Source organism: Candidatus Paceibacterota bacterium, assembly GCA_041663045.1.
Taxonomy (GTDB): Bacteria; Patescibacteriota; Minisyncoccia; order Phycocordibacterales; family GWA1-40-21; genus Bog-1340.
In genome coordinates, this window is sequence record JBAZRH010000001.1 from 50,695 (window position 1) to 65,680 (window position 14,986).

Below are 14,986 nucleotides of genomic sequence, written 5' to 3' on the forward strand. Positions count from 1 at the left end.
CAACGAGTTTTTAAAACAAAAAAATACCGCCGAACACTTGGTTCGGCGGTGGACAATATTCACACAAATTAGGTAGGAGACGCGTTCTGATACCACATACGATACAGTATCGTGTTGGCGGTAAAGGCATCAATGTCGCATCTTTGTGCGAGGTCGGCTAACACTAAACTGTTGACTGCCCATGCACTCTTACCCCCATTTTTCTTGGTTATCATAACCATTTGATATACACCCTCAATGAACTCGTTCGTCTTATCATCAGTCGCAACCATGATGGACTCCTTTCTTCTGTTGTTTAGTCCAGTGTGCAATACTACTATATCAGTGCCTGTGTGTCAACATGACAAAATATCCACATTTTTATGCCTATTTTGTGGTAGTTTTTCCTTTCATTTTTGCTTCAAAATATGCTATAATTGAGAGGTAAAAAGCCTATAGCTGTTTTAATTTTATGTCAAAAAACAAAGACGAGAAAGTCAAAAAAGAAGGTCATTATGATGCAAGTTCTATACAGGTTCTTGAGGGTTTGGAGCCGGTCAGAAAGCGCCCCGGAATGTATATCGGTACCACTGGCCCCGATGGGCTTCATCACCTTATAACAGAGATCTTTGACAACTCTCGTGACGAAGCGATGGGCGGCTTTTCTGATCACATTGAAGTTGCACTTCTACCAAACAATAGAGTGAGAATTACAGACAATGGCCGAGGTATTCCCGTAGATATTCACAAACAGACAAAAGTTTCTGCACTTGAAACTATCATGACAGTCCTTCATGCCGGAGGAAAATTCGGTGGAGAAGATACAGGATACAAAGTTTCCGGTGGGCTTCATGGAGTCGGAGCATCTGTTGTAAACGCCCTCTCTGTTTATATGAAAGTAATCGTGCACAAAGACGGTTATGCCTACATGCAAGAATATTCAAAAGGAAAAGTAAAAGCTCCTGTCAAAAAAATCGGCAAATCGGACAATCACGGAACGGTAGTCAATTTTGAGCCAGATCCTGAGATTTTCAAAGAAGGGATAGTATTTGATTTTAGCAGAGTTGTTTCTCATATGCGCCAGCAAGCATATCTTGTAAAAGGTTTGAGAATCACTGCCATAGATGCAAGAGGACTCACTGAGAAGATTGAGAGCAATAAAGAAATGTTTTATTTTGCCGAGCTTGGTTTAGAAGCTCCATCTCAATCATTTTGCTTTGAAGGCGGGCTTTTATCGCTTGTCAAATTTTACAATCAATTTCAAAAGCCGATTCACAAAAATGTTTTTTATATTGAGAAAAAATCCGAGGGTGTGGAATCGGTAGAAGTTTCTTTGCAATATGTAGACGACATCTCTGCGAGAATAATGGCTTTTGCCAACAACATTTACAATCCGGAGGGCGGAACACATATCACAGGTTTCAAAGCCGCACTTACAAGAGCGTTGAATGCCTATGCCAAGAAGAATAATCTGGTAAAAGATAGCGAAGACAATTTTACCGGAGACGACGCGCTTGAGGGGCTTACGGCTGTCATTTCTGTAAAGATACGCAATATTCAGTTTGAGGGTCAGACAAAGGCCAAACTCGGCTCTGTGGAGGCTAGGGGGGCTGTGGAGGAGGTCTTTGGCGACGCATTTAACATGTTTCTTGAGGAAAACCCAGATGATGCGAGATCCATCATTTCCAAGGTTATTCTTGCCCTAAAAGCCAGAAAAGCTGCCAAAGCCGCCAAGGATTCTATATTGAGAAAAGGTGCTCTTGAGGGTATGACTTTGCCAGGGAAGCTCGCAGACTGTCAGAGTAAGGAAGCTTCCGAATCTGAAATATTTATTGTTGAGGGAGATTCTGCAGGAGGCACGGCCAAAATGGGACGCGACAGACGCACCCAAGCCATCTTGCCTTTGCGAGGAAAGATTTTGAATATTGAAAGAGCAAGACTTGATAGAATGCTCGGATCAGAGCAGATTAAAAACCTTGTCGTTGCACTCGGTACGGCTATCGGTGATACTTTTGATATTGAAAAGTTGAGATATCACAAGATAATCATCGCCACAGATGCCGATGTAGACGGAGCGCATATTCGCACCTTGCTTCTCACACTCTTTTACAGATATTTTAAACCGCTTATAGACGGAGGATATATTTGCATTGCCCAGCCACCGCTTTATAAAGTGAAAGTTGGAAAAGAAGTGCATTATTTTTACACAGAAGAGGAAAAAACATTTTTCTTCAAGAAATCAAAAATCTCTGATACGGAAGTTGAGGAAGTTGAAAGCGCGGAAGAAGCTCCCGCGGAAGCGGAGGTTGAAACAGAAGGGAAGAAAAGTGCAAAAGTCCATGTCCAAAGATATAAGGGTCTTGGAGAAATGAATGCCGAAGAGCTCTGGGAGACGACCATGGATCCGACAAAACGTATGATGAAAAGAGTTTCTGTAAATGATGCCGCCGAAGCCGACAAAATCTTTGATATGCTTATGGGCACCGATGTCCCCGCTAGAAAGGCGTTTATACAGTCAAATGCGAAGTTGGCTAACATAGATATTTAGTCCACTCATACCAGTATTTTTCTGTGCGGAAATTTTCCCCAGCCGGAAAATTTCCTAATCCTCGGCGGCTTGCGCTGTGGTATACTTTTGCTCCGTGAATACACTCCGCAAAATTACACCACATCGCACCATGCAAGCTTGCCTGCGGACACAGAAAAATACTGGTATTCGTTCGTTGACTACTTAGACTTCTTATTTTTTATTTGATATCATCTTGTTATGGAGTTACTTATTGAGGCTTTTCTTTTAGGTTTAGTTGGCGGAGCAGTTCCTGGTCCAATACTGACCGGTACTTTTACCGAAATTCTTAGTGACGGCTTTATTAAAGGATGTAGGGTGATTATCTGGGCACTAATTGCAGAGACCATAGGAGCCATTATAGCCCTTTATGTCTTATACACTTTGGGTCTTTCAAAAATAGTCATTCAAATTATTTCAATTGGTGGTGCCTTAGTACTTTTCTGGCTTGCCTCTAGTGTTTGGAGAATAAGGGAGATTAATATTGAAGCCAAACAGATTTTATCTTTTCCAAAGATTATACTTTTGACAGCTCTTAACAGTGGTTACTGGATATTCTGGATAACTGTCGGTATTCCCAAGGCACTTTCGTTGGATCAAATATTAACCGATGGTAAGTTTTTGTTTCTATTTTTCTTTGAGCTAGCTTGGCTGATAATAACTTTTGTCTTAGCCTTTATATTCTTCAAATTTCGCCCTCTTTTACAAAGAAAGAATCTGGTAGGCGTGACTTTTAAGGTCTTAGCTTCCGTATTAATCTTGTTAGGTATTAAGACTTTAATTGGCGTTTTTTAAATACAAAAGGCGGGGCGCGAAGCGCCCCGCCTTTTGTATTTAATTTAATTAGTAAACCTGTATCGTCGCACTTACAGAATTGTTAGCACTATTTGTATCGTTTGTATTTGGTGTTATTTGAACACTAAATGAATTTGTGCCGGTAATCTGCGGATTGCCAAATATTATTGTATAGTCTGCGCTTGCACCAGAGGTCAAAGATGACTGATTGTCTTGTCTGTATGTGTAGCCGGCAAGGGAAGGAGACATACTGCCTGTTATGCTCCAAGTGCCTGAATATGAAGCGCCGATATTTGTCACTCTCACTTTTATCGCTGCATTTCCACCTCTTCCAACCTGGCTAGCAGAAACAAACTGTCCGTATGAGTCTATTGTCCCTACTCCGATAAGACTGATTGACAAGTCTGCGCCGGAAACATTGTTGTACGAACAACTTTCTTCCCAAGTTCTCAAGCATTTATTTCTTATTTCACACCAAGAATATCCAGCGCTTCCAAGACATCCGTGGATATCGGTATTTCCGCCGATAATATTTACATTATCGATTATATTTACGCTACCACATTGTTTTGTAATATTTGTGCCATTTGAAGTAATAGTGACAGAAGCTGTCTTTGTACCAGCAGTAGAGTATGTTTTTGTTGGACTTTTATCTGTACTAAACAAGGCATCAGTTCCATTCCAAGAATATGAATAGTATCCATTACCGCCATTTGCACTAGCAGTCCAGACTACTGCTTGGCCCGTGTATGCTGTCGCAGGGCTTGCTTGGCAACTCCCCGAAAGAGATGTCCAAGTATATGTTGTTCCGCCATTGTAGTTATAAGTGTTTGCACCATTATTGTATCCGTAGTTGTATGTATAACCATTACCAGGCACTATCCCATAAGGGTAATTAGTGTTTGTATAATTATAATTTGTCGAACCAATTACCGATATTGGTATAGTCAAAAAGTTATTACTTGTGTTTGAATCAGTCGAATAGTTAAGTGGATTTATTGTTATATATACACTGTTTGCTCCTGTATTTGTTGGGTTATCGAAACCTAGAACATATTGTACTCGATCCCCAGGATTTAGAGAAACTTGATTATCGGATTGATAATTTGGAGTTGTCATGGAAGGAAGGGTAGCCTTGAAAGACCATACTCCAGAAGCACTATCTCCAATATTTACGATTTCGAATTTAATGCCGATTTCATCTGTGGTATTTGTGTATTGGGTTTGGCTAAATTGTTTTGTATATCTGTCTATTACTCCGACAGCAATAAGCTTTACCGCGAGATCCGGTTTGCCACTTATATTTACTATGGATTTGTTTGCTGAAGCAGAAGACGTCGCATAGTTGTAACTGTTGTATGTATTGTAGACATTTGTTGTACCACTCTGTTTTGTTTCAGTGCTTGTCGCTTGATTTGGTATAAAAGTTGATGTAAGGGAGGTGGCTATATAATTTGAGCCACTTGAAAAGAGTTTTGGTATAAGTTTAAGAGGTACCCACACCAACAAGACGATAACAAGAATAAGCACTATCGCTGTAAATGCAGTGTAAAAAGACTCTTTCATTTTTGTCCAGATTGTATTTATCATAATAATGTTATAATTAACCTATTAAAGTTTGGGAGAGAGAACTGCTAAACTTATTCCAGTGCATTATACCCCTATTGACTTTTTTTGTCAAGCGAGTAAAATAGGATCAAATATTATGATAATTGAAACATTAAAAAAGGAAAACCCTATAAATTTCATAAAGCATAGAAAATGGCCATTTTTACTAGACTTTTTTATTGTTTGTTTTATTACTTTTGGCTTCTTATATATGTTTGGTTGGGTTCCAGATGAACTCAAGATGACGTTTGGAAGATACCCTGCGAAAGAAATTCTTAATAGGGAAAATGCAGAAGTCCCACTTTCTATAAGAATTCCCGTAATTGATGTCGATGCTCAAGTTTATAATCCGCAAAGTACAAGTACAGAAGTCCTGGATAGTTTTTTGGCAAGAGGAGCGGTAAGATACCCAGGGTCTGGACTTCTAGGTTATGGAAATATTTTTATCTTTGGACATAATTCACGCCTTGCGGTAGTGAATAATCAAGCGTATAAGACATTTAATAATCTTAGAGATCTAAAAACGGGTGATCTGATTTATATTGACTCAGACAAAAATGAATTTATTTTTAAAGTTTCTTCATTAAAGATGGAAGGGGCAGATAAAGCGTTGGTGACATTTGATACAAAGGTTCACAGACTTACTCTCGTAACTTGTAATACTTTTGGTGCAAAATCTGATAGATATGTCTTAGAAGCTGAGTTTGTAAGTAAACATCCACTTTCAGCCAAATAGTAGGTTTGTTATTAAAAATCCGTCGATGTTCTTTATATCTTTTGTAGGTATTTTTTCTCTTAAACCTTTTTACGCCTTATTTACTAGGTTTTTATAGGAATATATCAATGAAATTCATTATGAGCTTGACTTTTATATTCATATACTATATAATTATGGGGAAATCATAAATAATAGAAATCTATGGAAAATTTTATAAATACAAATAAACACGCTTTGTTCTTGGGAATTGTCTCCATCTTTGCGTCTTTTGTGTTTCTCACTCCTTCATATGCTCATGCAGGGAACTTTTTTGGTGATCTTTGGGGCGATATAACAAATGGTGCCGGAGATGTAGCACAAGGTGTTGCTGATGTTGCAGGCGATGTTTGGAAAGGTGGCGGACAAGTACTTACGCAAGTCGGCCAGACGACTGGTGATGTCTGGAATGCTGGCAGTAATATTGCTGGCGATGTCTGGAAGGGTTCTGGTCAGGCCATCACTCAAGTCGGCTCATGGGGAGGCGATGTTTGGAATGGTGCTGGGCAGGTAGCAACCCAAGTTGGTAACTGGGGAGGCGATGTCTGGAAGGGTTCTGGTCAGGCCATCACTCAAGTCGGCTCATGGGGAGGCGATGTTTGGAATGGTGCTGGGCAAGTAGTCACCCAAGTCGGGTCTTTTGGTGGTGATGTATGGAATGCTGGCAGTAATTTTTTCGGTGACTTAACCAATTGGGGCGGAGGAAGTTCTCAAGTAGCCACAGCCGGTTGGACAAATACAAATACAAGTTCATATTCTAATTCAAACTCTAACGGTTCAAATTATCAAAATAATTCAAATGGCACTTGTGCCAACGGTACTTTGTCTGCAGATGAGGCAGTCAGCGCTTTTCAGAGTGGCACTATTACCGTATCTTTCAATAAAATAAATAGTTCACAAGCAGAGACGACTATTACAAACAATACCGGATGTCAGTTGCCTGCGGTTGTCTGGTCTTTCAAAGTTTACGACAATGTAACCTTTGATACTCAAAGACAATTTAATAATAGCGGTACAATAATAGTTGCACCGCACTCTTCTCGTACTGTCGTGACTCCTCTTGCTCCTTGTCTTACTCAAGTAGACGCCCTTTATGATTCCGGAAATGTCGGTACAAGTAGGTTATTTAAAGGAATTATATTTGGTACCGACGGTAGATCCTTCAATTCAATACCTTCAGCTCAAGGACAGTTTTGTACGGATGTACCTCCTCCACCACCAACTCCAAATCCTCTATACATTTCTTGTTCTGCAAACCCAAGCAGTGTTCAAATTGGTAATACTATAAATTGGTCCGCAAATGCTTCGGGCGGAAGTGGTAATTATACATACTCATGGTCAGGTACTGATGGACTTTCTGGTAGTTCACAGGCTATTTCAAAAAACTATTCGAATGTCGGTAGTAAAAATGCTAGCGTGACGGTGACTTCTGGTACACAATCTGCTACTGCAAATTGTTACGGAAATGTATATCAAGTTCAAGATTATAATTATTACTATGGCGGTGGTTATAATACTTACTACTATCCTTACAATTATAATTATAACTATTCATACAACGAAGCCCTCTCCGGTTCTTGTTCTGCTGGGGTATCAAATACTTCTATAGGAAGTACAGTTACCTGGACAGCAACTGCTATGGGTGGAAATGGATTTTTTACCTATTATTGGTATGGAGATGAAAATCTTTCAAGTAATAGCCAGTATGTACCCAAGGTCTATTCTTATGGTGGAACAAAAAACGCTACATTAACAATAACTTCAAATGGACAGAGTATTACAAGAACATGTTCTGTAAATGTTGGTCAGGTACTTGCATATTCCGAGACTAATCCTCTAGTATCATCTGTTTACTTGAGCCAGATCCCTTATACGGGCGCTGGAGATATCTTGAAAGTCTTGTTGTTTATCACAGCTTTGACTCTTTGGAGTGGATTGATTGCATATTCTTCCTTGAAGAGGAGAGAAAAACACCATCAGATGTATCCTACAGGAGACACTAAACATGAAGATAATAGTAAAATCATAACCGACATAGAGATGAAGGATTAGACGGGGATGTATTTACCGAGTTTTGTCTTTTCTCTTGACTCGATTTTATATTAGTAGTACTATTTAATACAGAAAGGAGGTGCCTATGAAAGCATCTCAAGAAGGAAAAGCTCCGGATCTCTCCGAATATGATCAAGTCTGCCATTGCGCATGCCACAGTGGTGAAGTGCGACGGGAAGATCTACATCCCTCACCATGTTGCATTCAATGTCCGTATTGTAGTTTGATGATTGTCAGTATTCTCTACAATATGCACATGACATCTTGTGGCAAACCGAATCAACATTCGGAACAAAAATAAAAAGCTTTGCGTGGCTCCGTGCCTCAGCAAAGCTTTTTTACATAAAATAAAAGCCCCGTGCAACTTTGCACGGGGGTGTCTCTTCAAAGGATAACCAAAACTATTTGAAGTAGTGTGAGTATCCAAGGAAGAATGTTGGGCTGGAGAATGCGATGTCTGCCTGTTCACCCATGTCGGTTTTTGATCCAGGTTCAAACTCCAATCCAAGTGTTAGGGCGCTTGTCTTTTTCTCGCCGAACATCATTGTGGCGTATGTTCTAACTGGGAATGTATGCATTAGGACATAATTTTTCCGTACCTCGCTGTCATTGTTGCGGTCCCAACCGGACTGTGCAACATATGCACAATAACTTCCGCTTACGCCGAGCCACAAATTATCAAACGGCCCATCGAATGGAGCGACTTCAAGTGTAACCCTGGGTGTCCAATTTAGGAAAAGATCCACGAAAGGATAACCAGTAGATGGAATAACGCCGACCTGTCTTAAATCGACATAAGTCAACGCCGCTCCCTCGCCACGCGTATCAGACCCTGGACTGTTCATATAGTTTCTCTCGGCCTCATTCATGCCTATCCAGGGCAATATCATCCAATCGGCGCCGATATTCAATTTGACTCTCGGCCACTCGTTTACGCACATAAACGACAAATCGATCTTGTAATTTATGTCATATTCCTTTTGTTCGATCGGACCTTGATTTCGCTCATACCCGGTATCGTCCCTGTGGTTCGGGATATTGCGGATTTCAAGTGGCATATTGTTTACATGAAAGCCGAGATAGGTAAGATTGATACCGATAGCGGATTCTTGTAATTCTGCCGGCGATGTATTGTCCACCGCGAAGCTTATGCCTACGATCGAAAAACAGAATACTAACACCAAGAATAATTTTCCGAATATTGTCTTCATTTTGCACCAAACCTTTCAAACAACTGCGTTTTATACCGGGAACGGCCCGCATATTTTGCAAGCTATAACATTCCTGATACTCTATTTTTTATACTAAAGCTTCCGATTATTTTGTCAAGTTTTTCAAAAAGCCCAGTTGTTCTTGGTTAGTTATACTTTTTCTTCCCTTTCTTTTTTAACTTTCTCAATAAATTCTTTCAAATCCATTTGTCCTAGTGCCCCTTTATCTCTATTCTCCACAGTGATTTTGTTGGCAGAAATATCTTTGTCACCGACGATTATTGTGTAGGGGACTTTATTATTTTTTGCATCACGAACTTTTCCTCCCATGTTTCCTTCTTTTGTATCACAATCTACTCTAAAGCCGGCGGTTTTTAGTTCGGCAGAAATCTTTTCCGCATATTCATTATGATTTTCTCTCACTGGCACGATTTTTACTTGCACAGGCGCAAGCCAAAGAGGGAAGGCACCGGCGTAGTGTTCAATAAGAATACCCATAAATCTTTCTGGGGAACCAATGATTGCTCTGTGAATCATAACTGGTGTTTTCTCTTTCCCATCTTTATCTGAATAGGTGAGTTTGAATCTTTCTGGCATTATAAGGTCGAGTTGAATTGTAGAGATCTGCCATTCTCTACCTAGAGAATCTTTTGTCATAATGTCCATCTTTGGACCATATATTGCGGCTTCTCCAACAGCGACAATGTGCTCGATTTTATTTTCCTCAAGAAGCTCTCGGAGCAATTTCTGTGCTCTTTCCCAAACTTTTGCATCCCCAAGATATTTTTCTGGTTTTGCCGGATCCCAAAGAGAAAGGCGGATTTTATAATCCATCTTATAAGTGACAAGGGCTTTTTTGATAATGCCCAAAACATTTATAAATTCCTCCTTTATCTGATCTTCACGACAGAAAGCGTGTGCGTCATCTTGGCAGAAACATCGGAGTCTCGCTAGCCCGTTTAGTTCACCAGGTCTTTCATCTCTATATAAATTTGCAAAGTCCGCAATCCTTATCGGCAAATCTCTATAACTTCTAGATTGTGAAGCGTAGATTTGGGTGTGTTGAGGGCAGTTCATAGGCTTCAAAAAATATTCCTCCTTTGAATAGTTGGACATAACTTTTATCATATCTTCCTTGTATTTTTCATAATGTCCGGAGACCTTGAAGAGTTCAGCCTTATTTATGTTTGGCGTGTGAACCTCTTGATACCCGATACTTTGTTGAAGTTCGTTTGAATAATTTATTATTTCTTTTCTTATTGAAGCTCCTTTGAAAGTGTACATTGGAAGACCTGGCCCAACCAAATCTGAAAATACAAAAAGACCAAGTTCTTTACCGAGTTTCTTGTGATCACGAGCCCTCGCTTCTTCTTGCTGTTTTTCATAAGCAACAAGTTCATCTTTCGATGCAAAAGCTAGACCGTAAATGCGGGTGAGCATTTTATTTTTTTCGTCGCCTTTCCAATATGCACCGGCGATTCTCTCAAGCTTGAATGCATCTTTTGGAATATCTTTTATATCATTCACGTGAGGGCCAGCGCAGAGGTCGGTGAATTCGCCGGAAGTGTATGTGGTGAGCACCTGGCCGTCTTTTGTATAGTCGCCGATGAGTTCAAGCTTGTAAGGATTGCCGGCAAAAAGTTTTTTCGCATCTTTTTCGGAAATCTCAGTTTTTTCAAAACTCTCCCATTTCTTTAGAAGCTCATGCATTTTCTGCTCAACTTTTCCGAGATCTTTGTCGCTTATCGGGGCAGGGAATTCAAAGTCATAATAAAACCCATTGTCTATCGCAGGCCCGGTAGCTATTTTCGCCTCCGGCCAAATATTTAAAACCGCAGCACCCAAAAGATGGGCTAGGGAATGTCTGATTTTATATAGTTTGTCTTCGTTATTCATATTATTAAATTAATTAAATAAAATCGCCCCGATAAAAAACGAAAATTCGTTTTTTATCGGGGCGACTCAAATTCGCGGTTCCACCCGACTTTCTCGCCCGAACAAATTCTTATTTGTTTTAGGGTTACTCTTTTGGACAGAAATTGTTTTTCCTTGTGGTTGGTAGCCACAACAATCTCTGCTTCTCTTATATAATAGCAACTAGCTTTTGGATGTCAAATATACTCTTTACGACCATATTTGCTACCGTCGTGTTCCGTAGCTCTAAATATCAAATTGTCTGACAGTGCTATTACCCGGAGTATTTATAATATTTCTTAGAAGTAATAGATTCATTATTTTCATAATACCGCCATGAGCTATTATTAGGACTTTTTTGTCAGAATATTGACTTTTGAGTTCTTCGATAAATCTCAATACTCTCTCTTTTACGTCTTCAACAGATTCTCCGCCATATGGTCTATAATTATATTTCTGTTCCAAGTCGGTCATCTTAAAATTGACATTGACTTCTTTAATGGCGCTATCCATTTCTTCCCAACTCTTTCCTGACATACTTCCAAAATCTCTTTCTGATATTTCCTTTTTCTCTATAATAGGTATCTTTATTTTTGCTGCGATAATCTCCGCAGTCTCACGGGCTCTTTTCAGAGGGGATGTAAATATAACATCAAAGTCGTTAATGTTAATATTTTTTATTAATTCTTGTATCTGTCTAACTCCTTCTATGTTTAACGATTCATCAACAAGTTGCCCCATTAGTTTGTGAGCTTTATTTGAATCTGTCTCTCCGTGTCTAACGACAAATATTTTCATATATTTTATTGTAAGATCTTCAATCTCTCAACTATCAAACTTACTTCTCCATTTCTGTCGGAAACCTTTGCTATGAAGGCGATGCATTTTTCTGGGAGTATTGAATCTTTGAATTGTCTGTAAGTCTTTGGGAAGACTACAGCTTCTATGGTGCCTGTGAGATCGGCGATTTTTACAAATGCCATCGGCTCATTGTTTTTTGTCATTATCACACGCACCTCTTCTATTAGTCCGCCGATTGGCTTGCCTCCGTCTATGGCTTTGCGGACGGCTTCTGTTTCTTCGCGGATTTTCTTAATACTTATCTGTTGCTTTTCAAAAATATGTTTGTATTTATCGAGCGGATGGCCGGAAATATAAAGTCCGAGCAAGTCCTTTTCCCAAGCGAGTTTTTCTGTCTGGGTTGCGGGTGGTGCCGGGTCAAGCTTAAAGGATTGGTGTACCAGCCCTACTCCGCCCAAGGCGGACTCTCCATCAAACATTCCAAACAATGAATCTTGATTCTCATCTTTTTTACTCGCTTCTTTATTATATTTCAAAAGATTTTCAATATTCGCAAGCATTTGACCTCTTTCGCCGAAGTCGTCCAGGGCGCCCGTCTTTATAAGAGCTTCGAGAGACTTTTTATTCATATTTCTGTCAACAATTCTTTCCAAGAAATCCGCGAGTGATTTGAATTTGCCTTTTTTCTTTCTGTCGTGGACGATTATCTGTGCGATATTTTCTCCGAAGTTTTTTATGGATGTGAGACCGAAGCGAATCCTCTGTGGCTCGCCTTCGGTTTTAACAACAGTAAACGGAGCGAAACTTTCGTTCACGCTTGGCGGAAGAACGGGGATTTTCATCTTATTACATTCAGCAATAAATTCCCCAATTTTTTCTACATCACCGGAGTCGGCCGTAAGCACAGCAGACATATAAATGGCGGGATAGTTTGCTTTTAAATATGCCGTCTGATATGACACGCGACCATAGCTTGCGGCGTGAGCTTTGTTGAAACCGTACGCGGCAAAAGGTTCGATAAGTTTCCAAAGAGTCTCAGCTTTCTTTTCTGTAAGCCCCCCTTCAATGAAACCTTTCAAAAGCTTTTCTTTCTGTGCCTGCATTTCTCTTGGAATTTTCTTTCCCATGGCTTTTCGCAACTTATCCGCTTCAAGCCAAGTGTATCCAGCGAGCTTTATAGCCGTGAGCATAACATCGTCTTGATAGGTGATAACTCCGTAAGATTGATCCAAAATATCTTTGAGTCTCGGGTCCAAATATTTGATGAGTTTTGGATCGTGTTTTCTCTCTATATATTGGGGAATAGATTCAATAGGGCCGGGGCGATAAAGAGCTACCATAGCATTTATATCGTGTATTGTAGTGGGCTTGAGGTCTTTAAGATATTTTGTCATTCCGGAACCATTGAGTTGAAATAGGCCCATTGTCTCACCCCTGGCGAGCATTTCAAAAGTCTTTTTGTCGTCCAGTGGGATGGCTTCGATATCTATTTTTACCCCCTCAATCTTTTCTACTCTGTCCACAGCATCAGCGAGTATAGAAAGATTCTTAATTCCGAGAAAATCGAATTTTAAAAGCCCGACACCGTCTTCTCCGACGGCGTGCATATCGTATTGAGTGATGATCTTCCCTTCTCCTTTTGGATCGTATTGGAGGGGGACATAGTTTGTGAGATTATCTGGAGCTATCACAACACCGGCGGCGTGCACGGAAATGTGGCGGGCGCAACCTTCGATTTTCTGTGCCATATCAATGATAGTTTTTGAATCCTTGTCTTCATTGTACATCTTTTTAAGTTCGGGGACTTCTTTCATCGCACGCTCGATTGTCATGGGAAAACCTTGCGCGCCCATAGGAATGAGCTTGGCGATTTTGTCGGCGAGAGGAAGTGGGAAGCCCATAGCACGGGCGACATCTCGGCAGGCGCCTCGAGCCATCATTGTCCCAAAAGTACCTATTTGTGCGACATTTTCTTTGCCGTATTTTTGACGAGTGTATTCAATAACATCATCGCGTCTATTGTCGGCATAGTCCATATCAATATCGGGGGCAGACGGTCTTTCCGGATTTAGAAATCTTTCAAATGGAAGTTTGTATTCGAGCGGATTTACTTTTGTAATACCTGTAACATAAGTGACGAGCGAGCCTGCGACAGAACCTCTGATATTTGTATAAATATTGTTTTCACTTGCAAAACGAAGAAGGTCGGATACAACGAGAAAATATTGCGCGTATCCTTTATTTTTAATTACAAGAAGCTCGTATTCAAGCCTGTCAATAACCTCTTTTGTATGTTTGAGTCCTCTTTTTTCCAAGCCTTCGTACGCGATTCTTTTGAGTTCGTCGTCGTGGGAAAGACCGCTTTCAACAATATATTTTGGAAATTTCCATTTACCGAGCTCGATTTCCAGATTGCACATATCAGCAATCTTCTGTGTATTTTCGAGTGCTTCGGGTGTATCTCTGAAATATTCTTCTGCCTTTTCGGTGGAGATGAAAGAAAAATCATCCGCGCTTTCTCTTTGTTCTCTATCGCTGAAATCCGAATGCGAATTGACGGCGACGAGAGTGTCGCGAGCTTGTTTATCTTCGGGATTTAGATAGTAAACATCATGTGCAGCGACAAGTTGTGAGTCAGTTTCTTTTGCGAGTTTTATTATTCTTTCTTTTATTTCAAGCTGACCCTCTATTTCAGGATGGTGGGTGATTTCTAAAAAGAAATTTTCTGCGCCATAAACTTTTTTGTACCAATCTGTAAGTTTTTTTGCTTTTTCTTGATCGCCATTTTTGAGCGCGTTTGTGGTCTCGCCAGAAAAGTGAGGCATAATACAGACAAGGCCTTCTTTATATTTTTCTATAAGTTCGTGATCGATTCTTGGTTTATAATAAAAGCCTTCAAAATATGAATCGGTGACAAGCTTCATAAGATTGTGATAGCCGATATCGTCTTTTGCAAGAAGTACAAGACGATATCGGCGATTGTCCACTCCGCTTTGTTTGTCATTTCTTGTGCGAGTCGCAACGTAGAAATCTACACCGATTATCGGTTTTATTTCTTCTTTTTTACAAACTTGATAAAATTCAATTACGCCATACATATTGCCAGCATCGGTAAGTGCAAGTGCTGGCATTGCCATACTTTTCGCTGTTTTAACAAGCTCTTTGATTTTCGGCAGGGCATTTAAAAGGGAATAGTGGGAATGTGTATGAAGGTGGATAAATTTTGATGACATATTTGTATATTATAGCTTTTATTTGGAAAATCAAAAAGCTGGAATTCTATCCTGTCTGGTTTGGTCATTATCT

At 40.0% G+C, this 14,986-nt stretch carries 9 protein-coding genes; 4 read left to right on the forward strand and 5 right to left on the reverse strand.

Going from position 1 to position 14,986, the window contains the following annotated elements:
- The first annotated feature begins 451 nt into the window (after nt 1-451).
- A complete protein-coding gene (locus WC631_00275) occupies nt 452-2,527 on the forward strand; it encodes a DNA topoisomerase subunit B (GenBank protein MFA6226909.1) in 2,076 nt (691 codons plus the stop codon).
- 219 nt (nt 2,528-2,746) lie between these two features.
- Entirely contained in the window at nt 2,747-3,340 is a 594-nt protein-coding gene (locus tag WC631_00280; protein ID MFA6226910.1) for a LysE family transporter, read from the forward strand.
- 48 nt (nt 3,341-3,388) lie between these two features.
- Here WC631_00280 and WC631_00285 read toward each other — a convergent pair whose 3' ends face one another.
- On the reverse strand, nt 3,389-4,930 hold the full coding sequence (locus WC631_00285) for a PKD domain-containing protein (GenBank protein ID MFA6226911.1): 1,542 nt from the start codon (nt 4,928-4,930) through the stop codon (nt 3,389-3,391).
- Nucleotides 4,931-5,045: 115 nt separating this feature from the next.
- Here WC631_00285 and WC631_00290 point away from each other — a divergent pair, with 115 nt between their 5' ends.
- Nucleotides 5,046-5,684, forward strand: coding sequence for a sortase (locus WC631_00290; protein ID MFA6226912.1), 639 nt, complete (start codon nt 5,046-5,048; stop codon nt 5,682-5,684).
- Between the two features lie 183 nt (nt 5,685-5,867).
- Nucleotides 5,868-7,754, forward strand: coding sequence for a PKD domain-containing protein (locus WC631_00295; protein MFA6226913.1), 1,887 nt, complete (start codon nt 5,868-5,870; stop codon nt 7,752-7,754).
- A 401-nt stretch (nt 7,755-8,155) separates the two neighbouring features.
- Here the strand turns inward: WC631_00295 and WC631_00300 are convergent, their stop codons facing one another.
- The 4 genes from WC631_00300 to dnaE form a co-directional block, all read right to left on the reverse strand.
- Nucleotides 8,156-8,893: a hypothetical protein gene (locus WC631_00300; protein ID MFA6226914.1), complete on the reverse strand. Its 738-nt coding sequence runs from the start codon at nt 8,891-8,893 to the stop codon at nt 8,156-8,158.
- A 222-nt stretch (nt 8,894-9,115) separates the two neighbouring features.
- Nucleotides 9,116-10,861 carry a threonine--tRNA ligase gene (gene thrS / locus WC631_00305; GenBank protein ID MFA6226915.1) on the reverse strand — a complete coding sequence of 582 codons (1,746 nt, stop codon included), beginning with the start codon at nt 10,859-10,861 and terminating at the stop codon, nt 9,116-9,118.
- Between the two features lie 264 nt (nt 10,862-11,125).
- Nucleotides 11,126-11,677: a histidine phosphatase family protein gene (locus WC631_00310; protein ID MFA6226916.1), complete on the reverse strand. Its 552-nt coding sequence runs from the start codon at nt 11,675-11,677 to the stop codon at nt 11,126-11,128.
- A 5-nt stretch (nt 11,678-11,682) separates the two neighbouring features.
- The gene (gene dnaE, locus WC631_00315) at nt 11,683-14,913 is read right to left on the reverse strand and encodes a DNA polymerase III subunit alpha (protein ID MFA6226917.1); all 3,231 of its coding nucleotides are present in this window, start codon (nt 14,911-14,913) and stop codon (nt 11,683-11,685) included.
- Nucleotides 14,914-14,986 lie beyond the last annotated feature (73 nt).